This is a genomic window from Acetobacter pomorum, from assembly GCF_002738225.1.
In the GTDB taxonomy this organism is placed as follows: Bacteria; Pseudomonadota; Alphaproteobacteria; order Acetobacterales; family Acetobacteraceae; genus Acetobacter; species Acetobacter pomorum.
Window position 1 is genome coordinate 218,294 of sequence record NZ_PEBQ01000093.1, and the last position, 14,871, is coordinate 233,164.

Consider the following 14,871-nt stretch of genomic DNA (forward strand, 5'->3'; position numbering starts at 1 on the left):
AAGTGCCAGAATCCCAAACAGGTTTGGCCCATACGGTTCTGAAAACACTGGCCACGGTGGCCATCACCGTGGTGCTGATTGTTTTTGTGCGTGAAGGTTTGGCACTGTTGCCAGAACTTGATGCCGTTATGGGAGGACAGGCGGGCACGCACCTGTTGCAACTTCTGGCAGGAGATGGGCAGGCACGTACCCAGAATGCCGTATCCATCGGGCTGATGCTGGGCTGCTTTATTCTGGCTGTGCTGTTGGTGCAGGTGCTGGAAAAATGGTGGCGCAGGCGGCCCAGATAACATCCCGCGCATTTAGGCAGATGTTATCTGGCTTTAGGCGTATGCCTGCTCATTTGGGTATGTTTACGCGTTTTCTTCCGCAAGATGTGTGCCAGCCAATGTGGGCCTGTTTTCGGCCGCGGCTGTTTTGTTCCAGAAAAATGTCAGTTCGTGCTTGTTATGGGCCAGATGTGCCAGGCTGCCACCCGGAATGGCCTCAAACGCGGCCACAATTTCATGGTCTGTTTCACCCTGAAACTTCACCGTCAGCACAATGTTGTCTGTGTTGCCAGAGGCTATCCAGTTTTGTGTCAGCCGTAAAAGGCGCTGCGGGTAGGCAATGATGTCTGAAAACATCCAGTCTACAGCAGGAAGTTTTTCGGGTTCCAAACCAAAGGCGCTGGCCTGTTGGAAGAAGACACCCGGCATGGCCGCGACTTTGGGGTCAAGCGGTGCACGGTCAAACGCCGTAACCTGTGCACCAAGGTTGGCAATGGCCCACGTCCAGCCGCCGGGTGTGGCGCCCAGATCATAACAACGTTCTTCAGGTGTGGGCCAGCGGCCAAGGCGTGTGCAGGCTTCCCACAATTTCAGATAGGCGCGGGAAGGTGGGCCGGTGCGGTTTTCTACAAACTGTGGCGCGCCATTTACAAATGGGCTGGTTTTGCGTGCAGAAAAAAGCAGCGTGTTGGTGTCTAGCAATGTCCACGCGCCCAAGGGGCTGGTGGGCGGAAGGGTGGGAAACACCAGTGGAGCCGCTTTAACCGGAGGCAGCTTGTCTGTGATCAGCGCGGTACGCCGAAAGTGGTCGATAGTATACAGGCTCCAGTTCCGCTGAATGGCGCGCAACGTATCTGCGGCATTGCGGATGGAGGTTATCTCCACCACCTGTGGGTTCAGCCAGATATCCAGCGCCCAAGGGGAATACACAGGCTTGCTGCTGGAAAGGGCCAGCCGACCATGCCAACGGTCAATGGTGACACCACGCCATGCCAGATCAGCTTCTAAAACGGATGTCAGCCCATCTGCGGCCAACCATGCGGTGCGAATGGTGCTCATGCCCGGTACATCCAGCCAACGGAAAGCAATAACCATGAAAGAATGAGCAAACTGCCACCTGTTGGGGCAACATGGGCTGCGTGGTGGCCCGTAAAGGCTGTGTAATACACGCCCGCGCAAAACAGCAGCGTGCCCAGCACCAGCCCGCAGCCACCGGCCAGCAAGATACGGCCTGCTTGGGGTTTGGCTGTAAGACCCAGTGCAACAAGGGCAATGCCTTGCCACATCTGCATTTCCATGCCGCTATGGGCCATAACGCGACCACCGGCGGCAAAGGCCGAATCTGGCAGATGGGCGGTAAGTGCACCCATAATGGTGCCGGTAGCGGCCAGAAGGCCCCCGCAGATGCGCCACAGGCGCGGAAGAAAAAGTGAAAAGGACATAAGTTCTGCTGTATAGGCGTAGCCGCCGTAATGGAAAACAGGAAAGGCAACATGCCCGGCCATTTCCTGCGTTGGCCTTTACAAAGTGTGCGCCGCGTTGTGGCAGAACACATGCAAAAATGAGAGCAGGAAACCCTAAAACATGAGCATCAGGCTGGACCGAATTGTGACGCGCGGCGGAGATGGCGGGCAGACATCTTTGGGTAATGGAGCGCGCGTTGCAAAAAGCAGTGCACGGATAGAAGCACTGGGCACGCTGGATGAAGTAAACGCCATAACCGGCCTTGTGCGCGCCCACGCCCCACAAGATAGCGCCGTGGTCAGCCAGCTTGCAGCTGTGCAGAACATGCTTTTTGATATGGGGGCAGACTTGTGCCAGCCAGAAGAAGGCCCCAAAGCAGCCCGCGCCAAGCGTATGCCCGAAAGTGCTGTTTTAAAACTGGAAGAATGGGTGGAGCAGCTGCGTGCGGCGCAAAAGCCCTTAACCAGTTTTGTGTTGCCCGGTGGGTCTGTTCCCGCAGCATGGGCGCATTTGGCCCGTACACAAGCGCGTGCGGCAGAACGGCGTATGGTGGCGCTGGCTGAGAAAGAAACAATTAATCCTGTTCTGCTACAGATTATGAACAGGTTATCTGATTACTTTTTTGTTCTGGCCCGTCACTTTAATGCAGATGGCCAGACAGACTTGCTCTGGATTCCCGAAAAATAAGAGAAAACCTGACGAAAAGCGGCTTATCCTGCTTGAACATGGCAGGGTAGACGTGATAATACTTATGAGTATGAACAAAAACACATTATAAAACGTGTGTAATAATTCTATCTGTCCGTTTGTAATGTGTGCCCTCATGCCTGCTGTAAAGCGTTATGAAGGGTTGGCCAGAACCGTGTTGGGTATTACGCGGGCGAATGCCAGAATATAACGGCTGATGGAATGTTTAAGAACTGTATCAACAGACCATTTTTCTTAAAGTGACTTCCAGATTTATGAACACAACATCTTTCATGCCACCCTTGGATGCCGATAGAGAACGGGAAGAAGGGCTGGAAGAAGCCTCCATGCGCAATGCGCTGGAACGGCTTGGTGCATCTCACAAAGGGCGGTCGCCCGCATCTTCCCCACGTCCGGCGGCTGATGCCGCAGGCAACAAACGCCGAAGGTTTGTGCGTGATGGTGAGGTGCCGGTAGAAAAACATTCTTTGGCCCGTATCACGCCCCGCACGGTTGCCGCTCCACGCACACCCACAACATCCCGCGCTGTTCATTTTTCTGAAGAAGAAAACAGCGAAGTTTCACGCCTGCGCCGTCTGGTGGCGGAAGAAAAGCTGCGGGTGGAAGAAGTGGAGCGTCAGTTGGCCGAGGTACAGGCCACCCAGCGCACCATACAAACCCAAAAAGGCCATGCCGACATGATGGTGCGTGAGCTGAAAGCCAAAGTGGCAGCGCAGGAAGCGGAACTGGCTGAAACAGGCCGTCAGCTTCGGGCCGCGCACCGGCAGGTGGCAGAGCGTGATGAAGAAATTACCAACCTGAAACGTCAGGTAGAAGCCAAACCGCGTGGTCGCCCGCGCCGCCAGTATGAACTGGCAAAGGAAGAAACGGCTGTAGAAGAGCCGCAGCCGGTAAAGTGGTGGAAGGACTGAATATTCTGCTTCTGTTTGTAAAAAGATCCTCTGGGTGAGGAATCCTCCTGTCACGCCAGCATTGGTGCTGCTGGTGGCGGATATTGCCGTGGGGGTGGCGTGTGTGTTGCTGCCGCCAGTTGTTATGGGCTTTCTGGCCTTGCTGAAAGATATTTTTGGCGTGCTTATTCTGCCGTTCAGCTTTTTGTTTGGGCTGGCGGGTTGGTCGTCCGATATGTCTTCGCTGGAAACCATGCAGGGCGGGTTGGTGCCAGATATGATGGCTCATCCATTTCGAGCTGTTTCTGCTGCGGCCCTGCTGGTTGTGGGGGGCGCATGTTCCCTTATGGCATGTGGCACGCCAGATGGAGCCCGTATGGAGCGTAATCTGGCCCCTATTTTTACTTTTGCCGCAATGGTGCTTGTTGGGTTTGACCCGGGGCTAGTGGTGCTGCCAGCGTTTGTTCTGCAACTTTTGGCTTTGCGCTATCCCACAATGGATTTTTTAAAAATCCGGAAGTAATTGTGCAGTCTGCAATATATCTTCAAGTAATAAAAAGGGCGGCCATTATATTGGCCGCCCTTTTTAGTGTGCAGATTTTGGAATTATTTTCAGGCTGGCGGAAAAATCTTGCCGGGGTTCATCAGGTTTTTCGGGTCCAGCGCGTTTTTGATGCGGCGCATGGTTTCCAGTTCTGCGCCTCCACGCCATGAAGGCATCATGTAGGTTTTCAGCTGGCCAACCCCATGCTCGGCAGAAAAGGATCCACCAAGTTTGCGCACAATGGCGGCCACAGTGTCCATCATGGCATGGTCCTGGGCCAGAAATGCCTTGGGATCTGCCCCTACGGGCTGCACCAGATTGAAATGGATGTTGCCATCACCAATATGCCCAAATGGTGCTACCCGAATACCCGGAATAAGGGCTTCGCATGCTTTGGTGGCTTCATCAATAAAGGTGGGAATAGCGGCCAGAGGCACAGAAACATCGTTTTTGACAGAGGCCCCCGCACGTTTTTGTGCTTCTGCGTGTTCTTCACGGATCATCCACAGGCTCTGGCGCTGGGCTTCACTTTCTGCCAGCACGGCATCTGTTACCAGGCCACTTTCAAGTGCGGCCCCCAGCACATCTTCCATAAGGGAACGCAGGCTGTCATCGCCACGCGGGCTGCCAAGTTCTACCAGCGCGTAGGCGGGTGCGGGTTCACTAAGGGGGAGCGGGGCACCTTCAATCAGCTTGTTCACCAGCGCCATGCTGGTGCCGGACATGAACTCAAAAGCCTGAATGGCGGAAGGATCCTGCTTGCGAAAAGCTGCAAACAGATCCAGCGCACCTTTGGCATCGGCCACGGCACATAAAGCTGTCTCGCGCGAGCGGGGGGCGGGCTGAAGCTGAATAATGGCTTGTGTGATAATGCCCAGCGTACCTTCAGACCCTACCAAAAGCTGGCGCAGGGCATAGCCGGTGTTATCCTTGCGCAGCTTGCGCATCAGGTTCAGCACATTGCCATCGGGCAACACCGCTTCCAGCCCCAAAGCTAGCTCACGCGCATTGCCATAGCGCACAGTGTTGTTGCCACCTGCATTGGTGGCCAGAATACCCCCAATATCGGCAGAGCCTTCAGATGAAATGGAAAGTGGCAGCAGCAGGTCTTCCTTGGCTGCGGCATCCTGCGCGGCTTTAAGGGTAACGCCAGCATCAACCGTCATGGTCAGGTCAGCATGGTCAATGTCATGAATGCGCGTCATGCGGGTGGTGGAAATCACCACGGCCTTACCAGTGTTATCCGGTGTGGCGCCGCCTACCATGCTGGTGTTGCCCCCCTGCGGCACCATGGGCACGTTATGCTGGTTGCACAGGATAACAGCTTTTGCACATTCCTCCGTGTTGGCCGGGCGCAGCACAGCCGCACATTTGCCATGATAAAGCGCACGCCAATCTATGCAGAACGGATCTGTGTCCGAAGCCGCTGTCAGCAGGCCGGCAGGGCCTAAAAGCTGTAAAAGGGCATCATGCAGGGGTTGGGGAAGGGCGGCGTTTTCAGGCATGGGCGCGGGCTCCTGCAAAAGGGATAAACACACAAAATAAAGAAAACATCAGTAAAGGTAACGGGCGTTTTCTGCCGCAGTATTGACGTGGGCTGAAAAAAAGGCATGAAAAAGCTCGGTGCCTGCAATACCAGCCAAAAGCCCGGCAAGAGTGGCAATAACAATAGTCATACGCCGCTGATACTGGCTAAAACTTTGTATCTGCGCCATCTGGGCCTGCATTTCGGCGCGGGCTTGCAGGGTTAGATACAGTTCAGATTTAAGGGTTTCATTCTGGGCGCTGGCGCTGCGCAGTTTGCGATCCAGAGAAACAATATTGTTTCTTAGTTCCTGCAACTGGGCGCGATAGGTTTCAGACATATCTGTCTGTGTTTTGCTGCTGGCGCGTGAGCGACTGGCCCGTGCAGGTTTTGCCTTGGCGGGGTCCACCGCTATGGTCTGAAACAGGTTTTTAAGCGCGCCACCTGTTGTGGCATTGCGTTTGGCGCGGTTACGCAGGGCTTCCAACGCTGTGGCAGACTGGCCCGGCTGATCTTCCAGCACCAGCGCCAGAATATCTGAAAGGATTTTCAGTTCTTTGGGGTCAATATCGCTCATGCTGGCAAGTCTTCTGGCGGCTGTGCTGGGCGTGGGGCTGCAGCACGGTTTAGCCGATCCTGTATGGCAAGCCCAAGCCCATAATGAGGAATGGGCTGTACTGCAATGCCACGCAGGTGGTGGGTTTGGCCCAGTTTGTCCAGCGTGCGCAGGCCGGTAAACAGGCGTGCGGCAGCTTCTTCCAGATTGCCCGATTCACTCAGGTTCCAGTATATAGCAGCACCTTTTGGCGATGCATTGCCAAAAGCCAGAAGGGCTTCATCTGGCGCAACATCCGTGGCATTGAGCCGAACAGGCAGGTGTGGCGCGTAGTGTGAAAGCATACGGCCCGGAGAGGCCGGGGCGGCATCAACATGCGTATCTGGCATAAAGACAGTGCCGCAAACAGCTTGCAGAGCCTCCAGCGTAATACCGCCGGGGCGTAACAGGGTTGGGCGTTGAGGGTTGGAAATATCCAGCACAGTGCTTTCTACCCCAACGTGGCAGGGGCCGCTATCCAGCACGGCATCAATACGGCCATCCAGTTCTTCCAGCACATGTGCGGCATCAGAGGGGCTGATACGGCCCGAACGATTGGCAGAAGGTGCTGCAATGGGGCGTGCCACCAGTTTGAGCAAAGCCTGTACGGTTTTGCCTTTTGGCACGCGCACAGCCAAGGTGGGCAGGCCATCGGCTGCCAGATCGCTCACCGTACTGTGGGGCGCGCGGGGCAGAATAAGCGTAAGCGGGCCGGGCCAGAATGCTTCTGCCAGTTTATGTGCCAGCGGGTTGGCAACAACCTGTGTGAAGGCAGCCTGTGCATCTGCAAAATGGCTGATAAGCGGGTTAAAGCGCGGGCGGTTTTTGGCTTCAAAAATCCGGGCCACGGTTTTGGGCTGCGTGGCATCTCCGCCAAGGCCGTAAACCGTTTCTGTTCCAAACGCCACCAAGCCGCCTTCGCGCAAAATGCGGGCAGCTGTTTGAAGGCCAGAGGGTGAGGCGTCCAGAAGGTTGGTCATACGTCTTTGTCAGAGCAGGGCAAGAAGGGGCTGCCTGTTTGCTGCACTGACCCACCTTGTGCACAGGCGGGCCAGTAAAGTGTTATGGGGTTTACAGCGTTCCGGTACAGACAAATGGCGGATTTTTCCAGCCCGTTTTGCCATAAACCAGTGCAGAACCGTCCAGCAGCGTAATATTTCCGCCAGCGGCTTCCACAATAGCCTGCGGGGCTGCGGTGTCCCACTCCATGGTGGGGCCAAGGCGTGGGTACAAATCCACCAGCCCTTCTGCCACGCGGGCAAACTTTACGGCAGAGCCAATATTGCCCAGCTTGGCCACCTTACGACCGTTCAGATAGTCCGCCAGCCGCTTGTCATCCGCATGATGGCGAGATGCCAGAACACTCAGCCCTTCTGCTGGGGCTTTGCGTACATGAATGGGCTGCGTGCCGTTTTTATCCGTACGGTGTGCGCCCAGCCCCACGCCGCCTGTATAAAGCTGATGGTAAGCGGGGAGTGCCATAGCCCCCAGAACGGGGTGGCCATCACGCACCAGACCGATATTGACGGTAAAGTCATCACGACCGGCGGCAAATTCACGCGTGCCGTCCAGCGGGTCCACCAGCCAGTAGGCGGGTGCTACGGCGGTTTGTTTGCCTGCGGCCACTTCTTCTTCCGCAATAACGGGAATATCTGGCGTTGCTGCGCGCAGGCCGCGCAGAATATGCGCTTCTGCCGCGTGGTCTGCCTCCGTTACGGGGGAAGAATCGGTTTTGGTTATGGTTTTAAAGCCGCGCGCACGGATTGTACGAATAATTTCAGCAGCTTCATCGGCCAGTCTGGCGGCAAGGGCCAGAAGGTCGGCATCGGTATGGCTTGTCATGCCGGTAAGCATACGCCAGCACGCGGGCTGCGTCATGCCCACAAATGCAAGCGCATGTCATGCACCCGCGGGCTTCCTATTGCCAAGCCGCCGGGGGAGACGTACGCAGAAAGGATGAGTTTACAGAAAGGGCAGTAAACACCATGCTTCAGATCAAGTTTTCATCCGCTACGCTGCCAGCAGGTGGCGCTCTGGCCATTTTGGTGCCGGAAGGGGAAAAACGCTCCGCTATTTTTGAGCAGGCGGATAAAGCCACCAACGGCGCGCTTACCCGCGCAGCCAAAGCGGATGATTTTACAGGCAAGGAAGGCACCGCCTGCGTTGTGCTGGCGCCATCTGATGCGTTTGAACGCGTGGTGCTGATTGGCATTGGCAAGCTGGAAGCCGTGGATGCCTGGGCGGCGGAAAAGGCCGGTGGTGCAGCGGCATCTCGCTTGGGCCGTGATGAGCAGGCAACTTTGGCTGTGGGTGATCTGCCCGGGGTGCTGGCAGCGCATGTGGCATTGGGCGCAGTGCTTGGGGCCTATCACTTTGGCCTGTATCATGGGGCGCCGGATGCCAGCAAAAACCATCGTCTTGCCAAACTTTCTGTGCTGACAGACCATGTGGATGCCGCAGAGGAAGCATGGCCATCCCTTTCTGCCGTGGCGCGTGGTGTGGTGCTCACGCGTGATCTGGTGACCGAGCCTGCAAATGTGCTCACCCCGGCTGAATTTGCCGAGCGCGCCACAACCCTGAAGGCTCTGGGGCTGGAAGTGGAAGTGCTGGACCGCGCCGCCATGGAAAAGCTGGGCTTTGGTGCGCTGTTAGGTGTTGCGCAGGGCAGCGCGAATGAACCGCGCACCGTTATCCTGCGCTGGAATGGTGCTGCCAACAAGGATGAAGCCCCGCTGGCTTTTATTGGCAAAGGTGTCACGTTCGATTCCGGCGGTATTTCCATCAAGCCCGCCGCTGGCATGGAAGACATGAAGTGGGATATGGCTGGTGCCGCTACGGTAACCGGCCTGCTCACAGCACTGGCTGGGCGTAAGGCCAAGGTCAACGCCGTTGGTGTTGTGGGGCTGGTGGAAAACATGGTGTCTGGCACCGCCCAGCGCCCCGGCGATGTGGTGCGCAGTGCTTCTGGCCAGACCATTGAAGTGCTGAACACCGATGCCGAAGGCCGTTTGGTGCTGGCAGATATTCTCTGGTATGCGCGTGAACGCTTTGCCCCGCAGATTATGGTGGATCTGGCAACGCTTACGGGTGCCATTATCATCAGCCTTGGGCATGAATATGCGGGCCTGTTCTCCAATAACGATCAGCTTGCCGCAGGCCTTGCAGATGCCGGTGCGTTTGCGGGTGAAAAGCTGTGGCGCATGCCCATGGGTAAGGAATACGATGCCCTGCTGAAATCCGACATTGCGGATATGAAAAACATCAGCGGTGGCCGTGCGGGTGGTTCCATTACCGCAGCGCAGTTCCTCAAGCGCTTTGTGGGTGAAACCCCTTGGGCACATCTGGATATTGCCGGTGTGGCCTGGGCATCCAAGGCGCAGAATGGCCAGCCCAAGGGCGCAACTGGTTTTGGTGTGCGTCTGCTCGATCGGTTTGTGCGTGATGGCTACGAATATGAACCTAAGAACTGAATCCGCTGTTATTTAAAACGGTTGGTGTAAAAATATGGGCTGGAAGGGCGCTGCGGCAAAGTTACCGGGCGCGTTTCCAGCCTTTTTCTTCCTGCCGCCAATAGGTCAGTTCATGCCCGGCGGCTTTGGCGGCACTCCAGCGGATGCGGGCGGCGGCCACAGCTTCTTCATCATGGCCGTCAAACAGGTCAAACACCCGTTCAAAAGCAGCCAGATCAGGAAAGCTGCGGTTTTCCAGCAAGAACAGAAAGCGCGCCTCATTGGGGGCATCTTCCCCCATGCTCAGCCAGATGGGTTGCAGATCGGGGCAGGCAATACCTTCACGCCCATGCGGCAGCCATGTGGGGGTAGTAACTTTCCACAATGTTTTGTCCAGATCATCCAGCATGGGTTTGCTGGCGCACCACACAGCGGCTTTTTGCCCGCTGGCCAGTGTGCGAGCCAGAAGTTTGGGCAGGGCCTCTGTCACGCTTGTGCGCGTAAGGTGGTAAAAACCAATCTGTGTCATACGTGTTAGTATATCAGCCTTACCTGCTGGCAGAAGGCAGGTAATGCAGGTTTAAAAAATTAACAGGCCTATTTGCGGCCTGTTTTGCAAAGGAGAACCGGCGCAATGGCAAAAACGGTAACACTGGCCGATGGCACTGTTCTGCCCGCTTTGGGCGTGGGCACATGGAATATGGGTGAGGAAACAGCCCGTTGGCCAGAGGAAGTGGAAAGCCTGCGCTATGCTATTCTAAACGGTGTGCAGGTGGTGGATACGGCTGAAATGTATGGCAACGGCCGATCTGAAAGTGTGGTGGGGGAAGCCATTTACCCTTACCGCAACAAGGTTTTTTTGGTGACAAAAGTGTTGCCAACCAATGCATCCACCAAGGGGGTGGCGGAAAGCTGCCGTAAATCCCTGCGCCGTTTGGGAACGGAGTGGATAGACCTGTATCTTCTGCACTGGCGCGGCAGCGTGCCGCTGGCAGAAACGGTGGATGCCTTTAGAAAGTTGAAACAGGAAGGTTTGATTCGCCATTGGGGTGTTTCAAACTTTGATACGGATGATGTGTATGATCTGGATGGTTGTTCCCGCATTGGGGAATGTGTGGCCAACCAGGTGCTGTACAATCTGGAACATCGTGGCGTGGAATATGATCTGCTGAAAACAGATTATCGCCGCAAGATTGTCACCATGGCGTACTCTCCCATCGGGCAGGGGGGGGAACTGCTGCAAAGCCCGGTTCTGGCAGATATTGCCAGCAGGCACAAAACGGCACTTGGCCCCGCCACACCGGCACAGATTGCGTTGGCATGGGTGCTGCACCAGAACAACGTGCTGGCCATTCCCAAAGCGGCCACGCATGAGCACATGAAGCAGAATCTGGCGGCGCAGGATATTGTGCTGACAGAGCAGGATCTTGCCCAGTTGGATACAGCCTTTCCGCCGCCCACCAAAAAAACACCGCTGGATATGATCTGATAAAAACGGGGTGGGGGTTATTTGCCCCCGTTGCCGTCCTCCCATTTGGGGCGACGGCCGATATGGATGGTCAGCGTTATGGGCTGGTTATTGCGCAATACGTTAAGTTGCGCATCCAGCCCCGGCTTGGCAGATGCCACAGCGCGGATCATGGCGCGGGCGGTTTCCACGGGCTCGTTGTTCATGCCCACAATAATATCACCCTTTTTCAGCCCACCCTTGGCTGCGGGCCCGTTACGGTCCACTTCGGTGACCTGTGTTCCGTTATGGGTGATAATATCTTCCAGCGTGGCGCCCAGCCAGCCGCGCTCAATATGCCCGGCCTGCCGCAGCGTTTCCACAATGGGGATGACAATTTCTGAAGGGATAGAAAACCCAAGCCCTACAGACCCCCCGGTAGGCGAAACAATGGCGGTATTAAGTGCCACCACCTGCCCGGCAAGGTTAAATGTGGGGCCGCCGGAATTGCCGGGGTTTATGGGGGCATCCAGTTGCAGAAAATCATCAAACGGGCTGGTGCCAATATCGCGCCCGCGGGCGGAAACAATGCCTGCGGTTACAGAAGACCCCAGACCAAATGGGTTGCCGGCAGCCATAATCCAGTCTCCCACCTGCACCAGTCTGCTATCGCCCCATGTCACATAGGGTAAAGGCTGTGGAGAGCTGATTTTAATAACGGCAATATCCGTCAGGTTATCTATGCCTGCCAGCGTGGCGGTAAATTCCTTGCCACTTGCAAGGGCAACGGTAATTTTGTCTGCATCTTCCACCACGTGGCCGTTGGTTACAATGGTGCCTTCGGGGTCTATAATAAAGCCGGAGCCAGCCCCAAGCAGTTCATCCCTATGGCGGCGCATGCGTTCGCGGTAGCGCTTTTCCAGCGGGGTGCCTTTTACGGTGGAGGGCAGTTTATGTTTGGCGCTGGTATCTGAATCACGCGTAACGGAAATATTGACCACAGCAGGCACCACCTTGCGCACCAGCGGGGCAAAGCTGATAGGCCCGCCAGAAACCAGCGGCACTACGGGCTCAAATGTCGGGAGTGTTGCAGCCTGTGCTGAATGGTGCGGACCTGTTTCCTGAAGGGAAAAGCAGGCTACGGCCAGTGCAGGCAGGTTCCGTAGAAGCATCTTCATGGAAATGGCAATAAAGCTCCAGACATTACAAACTTGTGGCCCGGATTATCTGCTTTATGCAACCGGCTATAGGGGTTTGCCCTTGATCTGGTACGTTTTTATGGCGCAAGGGTGTTGTTTGCGCCACGTCCATAGGCCTCAGCTGCGTTTGGCGCGTGGGCGCGCCGGGGCTAATGCCGGGTTTTCGGGCCATTCATGCTTGGGGTAACGCCCACGCATATCACGCCGCATATCCGCCCAACCCCCTTGCCAGAACCCCGCCAGATCTGCCGTAATGGCCTGTGGCCGCCCTGCGGGAGAAAGCAGCGCCAGCCGCAACGGCACACGGCCCCCGGCCAGTTTGGGTGTTTCTGCCGTGCCATAAAAAGCCTGTGCACGGGCTGCAGCCACGGGCACAGGCTGTGTATAATCCACCTCTGCCACACCGCCGGGGAAGGGCAGAGAGGTAGGCAGTTCCTTATCCAGCCAGCTTGTGCGGGCGTAACCCAGATAAGTGCGTAGCAGGCTGAGGATATCCAATTCCCGCAATGCGGTGATGGATGTGCAGCCTTCTGCATAGGGGGCCAGCCATTCATCCATACAGGCGGCAAGGGCAGGGGTGGAAAAATCTGGCCAGTTTTCCTCGGTGCCTGTGCCACCGGGTAGTGTGCGGGCCAGTTCTACACGTGCCTGAAGCTGCCTTACGGCGTCTGTCCAGTTTAGTGTGGTTTCCGGTGTTTCCCTAGCCTGAGCCAGCAGCAGCGGGCCTGCATCTTCGGGTTTTACTTTTTCTGTGCGGTCTTTCAGCACAAGGCAGCCAATGCGGGTGCGCCTGCGGGCCATGATATTGCCCGATACGGGGTCCAGCGTGGTTTCCACCTGTTCACGCGTGCGTTCCAGCAGAGCCGGAGGTAGGGCATTGCTCTCCAGCGGGGCCGCCATGCGTATTTCCGCAGCGGTGCGCAGGTGCAGGCCCGCCACGGCTAGCAGCCTATGCTTTGCCAACCCGTCATCTCGCCGCAGGCGGGCATTGCTGCCATTGGCCATGCGGTAACTACCCATATCTCCCCGGCATAGTGCAACCCGATCAGGAAAGCCTGCGGCCAGAAGGGCTGCGGCATCACCCGCTGCCGGATGGCGGGCCTTCAGCCCCATGCGTGTGCGAAAACGTGCTGCTGCTTGCCGAATACGGGCCAAGGCGCCACGGTCTGCCTGTGGGTTGTTATCTTCCCCGGCTATCAAGTCCAGCCGGAGGGTAATATCTGCGGGCGGAATGGGCGGCGGGCCACCACGCCCGGCAGCACGGGGGCGTAGGGGGTCTCGTTCCTCCAGGAGGGCAGCGAGGTCTGCGGCCAGTGCGGCTTCCTCGGCAGTGCGGGCGGCCAACATCATGGCGGCAAGGCGCGGGTGTGTGCCCAGATCGGCCATGCTGCGGCCCAGTTTTGTAATCTGGCCTGCATCATCCAGCGCGCCCAGCAAAATCAGCAACTCTCTGGCGGCGGCTACCGCGCTGCCGGGGGGCTGATCTGGCAGCGGAAGCGGCGTATCGGCAGAACCTACCGTATCGGCCCACAAGGCGGTTGCCAGCACAAAATCAGACAGATCAGCTTCCAATATTTCTGGTCTGTCATGCTGGGGCAAGGCGCGCTCGGTATGGGCAGACCACAGGCAATATGCCACGCCGGGCGCTTCTCGCCCTGCGCGTCCTGCTCGTTGCCGTGCGGCTGCTTTGGAAATACGCACCGTATCCAACCGGGAAAGCCCAGCCCCGGCATCAAACCTTGGCACACGGCGGAACCCGCAATCCACAACAACGCGCACGCCGGGCACGGTCAGAGATGTTTCGGCTATGGAGGTGGCCAGAATAACCCGTCGTTCCCCTTCATTTCCGGGGCGCAGTACGCGGGCCTGTTCTGCCGGGTGCAACTCACCATGCAGGGGCAGCACCGTGGCGGGCACGCCATCCAGAAGCTGCATTACGCGGCGGATTTCTCCCGTGCCGGGCAGAAAGGTGAGAATATCACCTTCTGTTTCCGCCAGAGCCTGCCGCACGCCTGTTGCCGTGGCGGTGGCAATATCGCGCAGGCTGGGAATATCGTGCTTGGCATGGTGGACGGTAAGCGGGAACACGCGCCCTTCACTTGTCAGCACCGGCGCGTGCATCAGTGCGGCAAGGCGCTCTGTTTCCGCAGTGGCGGACATGGCCACAAGGCGCAGATCAGGCCGCAGGGTACGTTGCAGATCCAGGCAGAAAGCCAGTGCCAGATCTGCATCCAATGAGCGTTCGTGTATTTCGTCCAGAATAACGCAGGCCACACCTTCCAGCATGGGGTCACCTAGCAGACGGCGCAGGAACAGGCCTTCTGTCAGCACCTCAATACGGGTGCGGTCAGAAACAGCGGATTCCAGCCGGGTGCGGAACCCAACAAAACCGCCAACATCTTCCCCCATCAGTGATGCAATGCGTTGGGCGGCGGCACGTGCCGCCAGCCTGCGTGGCTCCAGCATGATAATTTTATCAGATGGTGCACGCCATGCCGCAGCTGCCAGTACGGGTGGCACGGATGTAGTTTTACCCGCCCCCGGCGGTGCCACCAGAATGGCCGATGCCGGATGTTCTGCCGTAGGGGTTTTGGCTAGCACCGTACAAAGTTCTGGCAGCACATCCTGCACGGGCAGACCATGTGCAATGGAAAAAGGGTTCAGGCTGGGGGCAGATGCTGTCATGCCCTGCTTTATGGCGGCCCTACCGCAACAGTGCAATGTTGTGTGGCAGTAGGGCTATGCGCCAGATGTTTAAGGCGCGTTGCTGTAGAGGGCCCG

15 protein-coding genes are annotated in these 14,871 nt (G+C 57.1%); 6 read left to right on the forward strand and 9 right to left on the reverse strand.

All coding sequences use genetic code 11. The features are described 5' to 3' along the window. The first annotated feature begins 2 nt into the window (after positions 1–2). On the forward strand, positions 3–290 hold the full coding sequence (locus CSR02_RS06985; RefSeq protein ID WP_042788458.1) for a hypothetical protein: 288 nt from the start codon (positions 3–5) through the stop codon (positions 288–290). A gap of 63 nt (positions 291–353) precedes the next feature. Here CSR02_RS06985 and CSR02_RS06990 read toward each other — a convergent pair whose 3' ends face one another. Next, positions 354–1,328: an SAM-dependent methyltransferase gene (locus CSR02_RS06990; protein WP_099541036.1), complete on the reverse strand. Its 975-nt coding sequence runs from the start codon at positions 1,326–1,328 to the stop codon at positions 354–356. Next, on the reverse strand, positions 1,325–1,774 hold the full coding sequence (locus CSR02_RS06995; protein WP_099541037.1) for a DUF423 domain-containing protein: 450 nt from the start codon (positions 1,772–1,774) through the stop codon (positions 1,325–1,327). The genes CSR02_RS06990 and CSR02_RS06995 overlap by 4 nt, the downstream gene beginning before the upstream one ends. Positions 1,775–1,853: 79 nt before the next feature. On the opposite strand from CSR02_RS06995, the gene CSR02_RS07000 reads away from it, so the two are divergent. From CSR02_RS07000 to CSR02_RS07010, 3 genes are all read left to right on the forward strand, one after another. Continuing rightward, positions 1,854–2,420, forward strand: a complete 567-nt coding sequence (locus CSR02_RS07000; RefSeq protein ID WP_099541038.1) for a cob(I)yrinic acid a,c-diamide adenosyltransferase — start codon at positions 1,854–1,856, stop codon at positions 2,418–2,420. Positions 2,421–2,695: 275 nt separating this feature from the next. Next, a complete protein-coding gene (locus CSR02_RS07005; RefSeq protein ID WP_099541039.1) occupies positions 2,696–3,352 on the forward strand; it encodes a hypothetical protein in 657 nt (218 codons plus the stop codon). Positions 3,353–3,386: 34 nt separating this feature from the next. Further along, entirely contained in the window at positions 3,387–3,854 is a 468-nt protein-coding gene (locus tag CSR02_RS07010) for a hypothetical protein (protein ID WP_099541040.1), read from the forward strand. An 89-nt stretch (positions 3,855–3,943) separates the two neighbouring features. Here CSR02_RS07010 and CSR02_RS07015 read toward each other — a convergent pair whose 3' ends face one another. From CSR02_RS07015 to cysQ, 4 genes are all read right to left on the reverse strand, one after another. Continuing rightward, a complete protein-coding gene (locus CSR02_RS07015; RefSeq protein WP_099541041.1) occupies positions 3,944–5,413 on the reverse strand; it encodes an FAD-binding oxidoreductase in 1,470 nt (489 codons plus the stop codon). Positions 5,414–5,428: 15 nt separating this feature from the next. Next, a complete protein-coding gene (locus CSR02_RS07020; RefSeq protein ID WP_042788468.1) occupies positions 5,429–5,977 on the reverse strand; it encodes a hypothetical protein in 549 nt (182 codons plus the stop codon). Further along, positions 5,974–6,975: an L-threonylcarbamoyladenylate synthase gene (locus CSR02_RS07025; protein WP_042788470.1), complete on the reverse strand. Its 1,002-nt coding sequence runs from the start codon at positions 6,973–6,975 to the stop codon at positions 5,974–5,976. Before CSR02_RS07025 ends, CSR02_RS07020 begins: the two co-directional genes overlap by 4 nt. Positions 6,976–7,066: 91 nt before the next feature. Then, complete coding sequence (gene cysQ, locus CSR02_RS07030) at positions 7,067–7,837, reverse strand: 3'(2'),5'-bisphosphate nucleotidase CysQ (protein ID WP_183172593.1); 771 nt, start codon at positions 7,835–7,837, stop codon at positions 7,067–7,069. A gap of 143 nt (positions 7,838–7,980) precedes the next feature. Here cysQ and CSR02_RS07035 point away from each other — a divergent pair, with 143 nt between their 5' ends. Continuing rightward, complete coding sequence (locus CSR02_RS07035; RefSeq protein WP_099541134.1) at positions 7,981–9,465, forward strand: leucyl aminopeptidase; 1,485 nt, start codon at positions 7,981–7,983, stop codon at positions 9,463–9,465. Positions 9,466–9,526: 61 nt separating this feature from the next. Here the strand turns inward: CSR02_RS07035 and CSR02_RS07040 are convergent, their stop codons facing one another. Beyond that, complete coding sequence (locus CSR02_RS07040; protein ID WP_099541042.1) at positions 9,527–9,973, reverse strand: DNA polymerase III subunit chi; 447 nt, start codon at positions 9,971–9,973, stop codon at positions 9,527–9,529. Between the two features lie 105 nt (positions 9,974–10,078). Here CSR02_RS07040 and CSR02_RS07045 point away from each other — a divergent pair, with 105 nt between their 5' ends. After that, the gene (locus tag CSR02_RS07045; protein WP_042788473.1) at positions 10,079–10,933 is read left to right on the forward strand and encodes an aldo/keto reductase; all 855 of its coding nucleotides are present in this window, start codon (positions 10,079–10,081) and stop codon (positions 10,931–10,933) included. Between the two features lie 17 nt (positions 10,934–10,950). Here the strand turns inward: CSR02_RS07045 and CSR02_RS07050 are convergent, their stop codons facing one another. Beyond that, positions 10,951–12,069 carry a S1C family serine protease gene (locus CSR02_RS07050; protein WP_099541043.1) on the reverse strand — a complete coding sequence of 373 codons (1,119 nt, stop codon included), beginning with the start codon at positions 12,067–12,069 and terminating at the stop codon, positions 10,951–10,953. Positions 12,070–12,207: 138 nt separating this feature from the next. Continuing rightward, complete coding sequence (gene hrpB, locus CSR02_RS07060) at positions 12,208–14,775, reverse strand: ATP-dependent helicase HrpB (RefSeq protein WP_099541045.1); 2,568 nt, start codon at positions 14,773–14,775, stop codon at positions 12,208–12,210. Positions 14,776–14,871: the final 96 nt, after the last annotated feature.

Excerpts from the sequence above, each read along its gene's own strand:
- CSR02_RS06990 (WP_099541036.1), bottom strand. The coding sequence starts at position 1,328 with ATGAGCACCATTCGCACCGCATGGTTGGCCGCAGATGGGCTGACATCC.
- CSR02_RS07005 (WP_099541039.1), top strand. The coding sequence starts at position 2,696 with ATGAACACAACATCTTTCATGCCACCCTTGGATGCCGATAGAGAACGG.
- CSR02_RS06995 (WP_099541037.1), bottom strand. The coding sequence starts at position 1,774 with ATGGCCGGGCATGTTGCCTTTCCTGTTTTCCATTACGGCGGCTACGCC.
- hrpB (WP_099541045.1), bottom strand. The coding sequence starts at position 14,775 with ATGACAGCATCTGCCCCCAGCCTGAACCCTTTTTCCATTGCACATGGT.
- CSR02_RS07045 (WP_042788473.1), top strand. The coding sequence starts at position 10,079 with ATGGCAAAAACGGTAACACTGGCCGATGGCACTGTTCTGCCCGCTTTG.
- CSR02_RS07035 (WP_099541134.1), top strand. The coding sequence starts at position 7,981 with ATGCTTCAGATCAAGTTTTCATCCGCTACGCTGCCAGCAGGTGGCGCT.
- cysQ (WP_183172593.1), bottom strand. The coding sequence starts at position 7,837 with ATGACAAGCCATACCGATGCCGACCTTCTGGCCCTTGCCGCCAGACTG.
- CSR02_RS07020 (WP_042788468.1), bottom strand. The coding sequence starts at position 5,977 with ATGAGCGATATTGACCCCAAAGAACTGAAAATCCTTTCAGATATTCTG.
- CSR02_RS07050 (WP_099541043.1), bottom strand. The coding sequence starts at position 12,069 with ATGAAGATGCTTCTACGGAACCTGCCTGCACTGGCCGTAGCCTGCTTT.
- CSR02_RS07040 (WP_099541042.1), bottom strand. The coding sequence starts at position 9,973 with ATGACACAGATTGGTTTTTACCACCTTACGCGCACAAGCGTGACAGAG.
- CSR02_RS07000 (WP_099541038.1), top strand. The coding sequence starts at position 1,854 with ATGAGCATCAGGCTGGACCGAATTGTGACGCGCGGCGGAGATGGCGGG.
- CSR02_RS07025 (WP_042788470.1), bottom strand. The coding sequence starts at position 6,975 with ATGACCAACCTTCTGGACGCCTCACCCTCTGGCCTTCAAACAGCTGCC.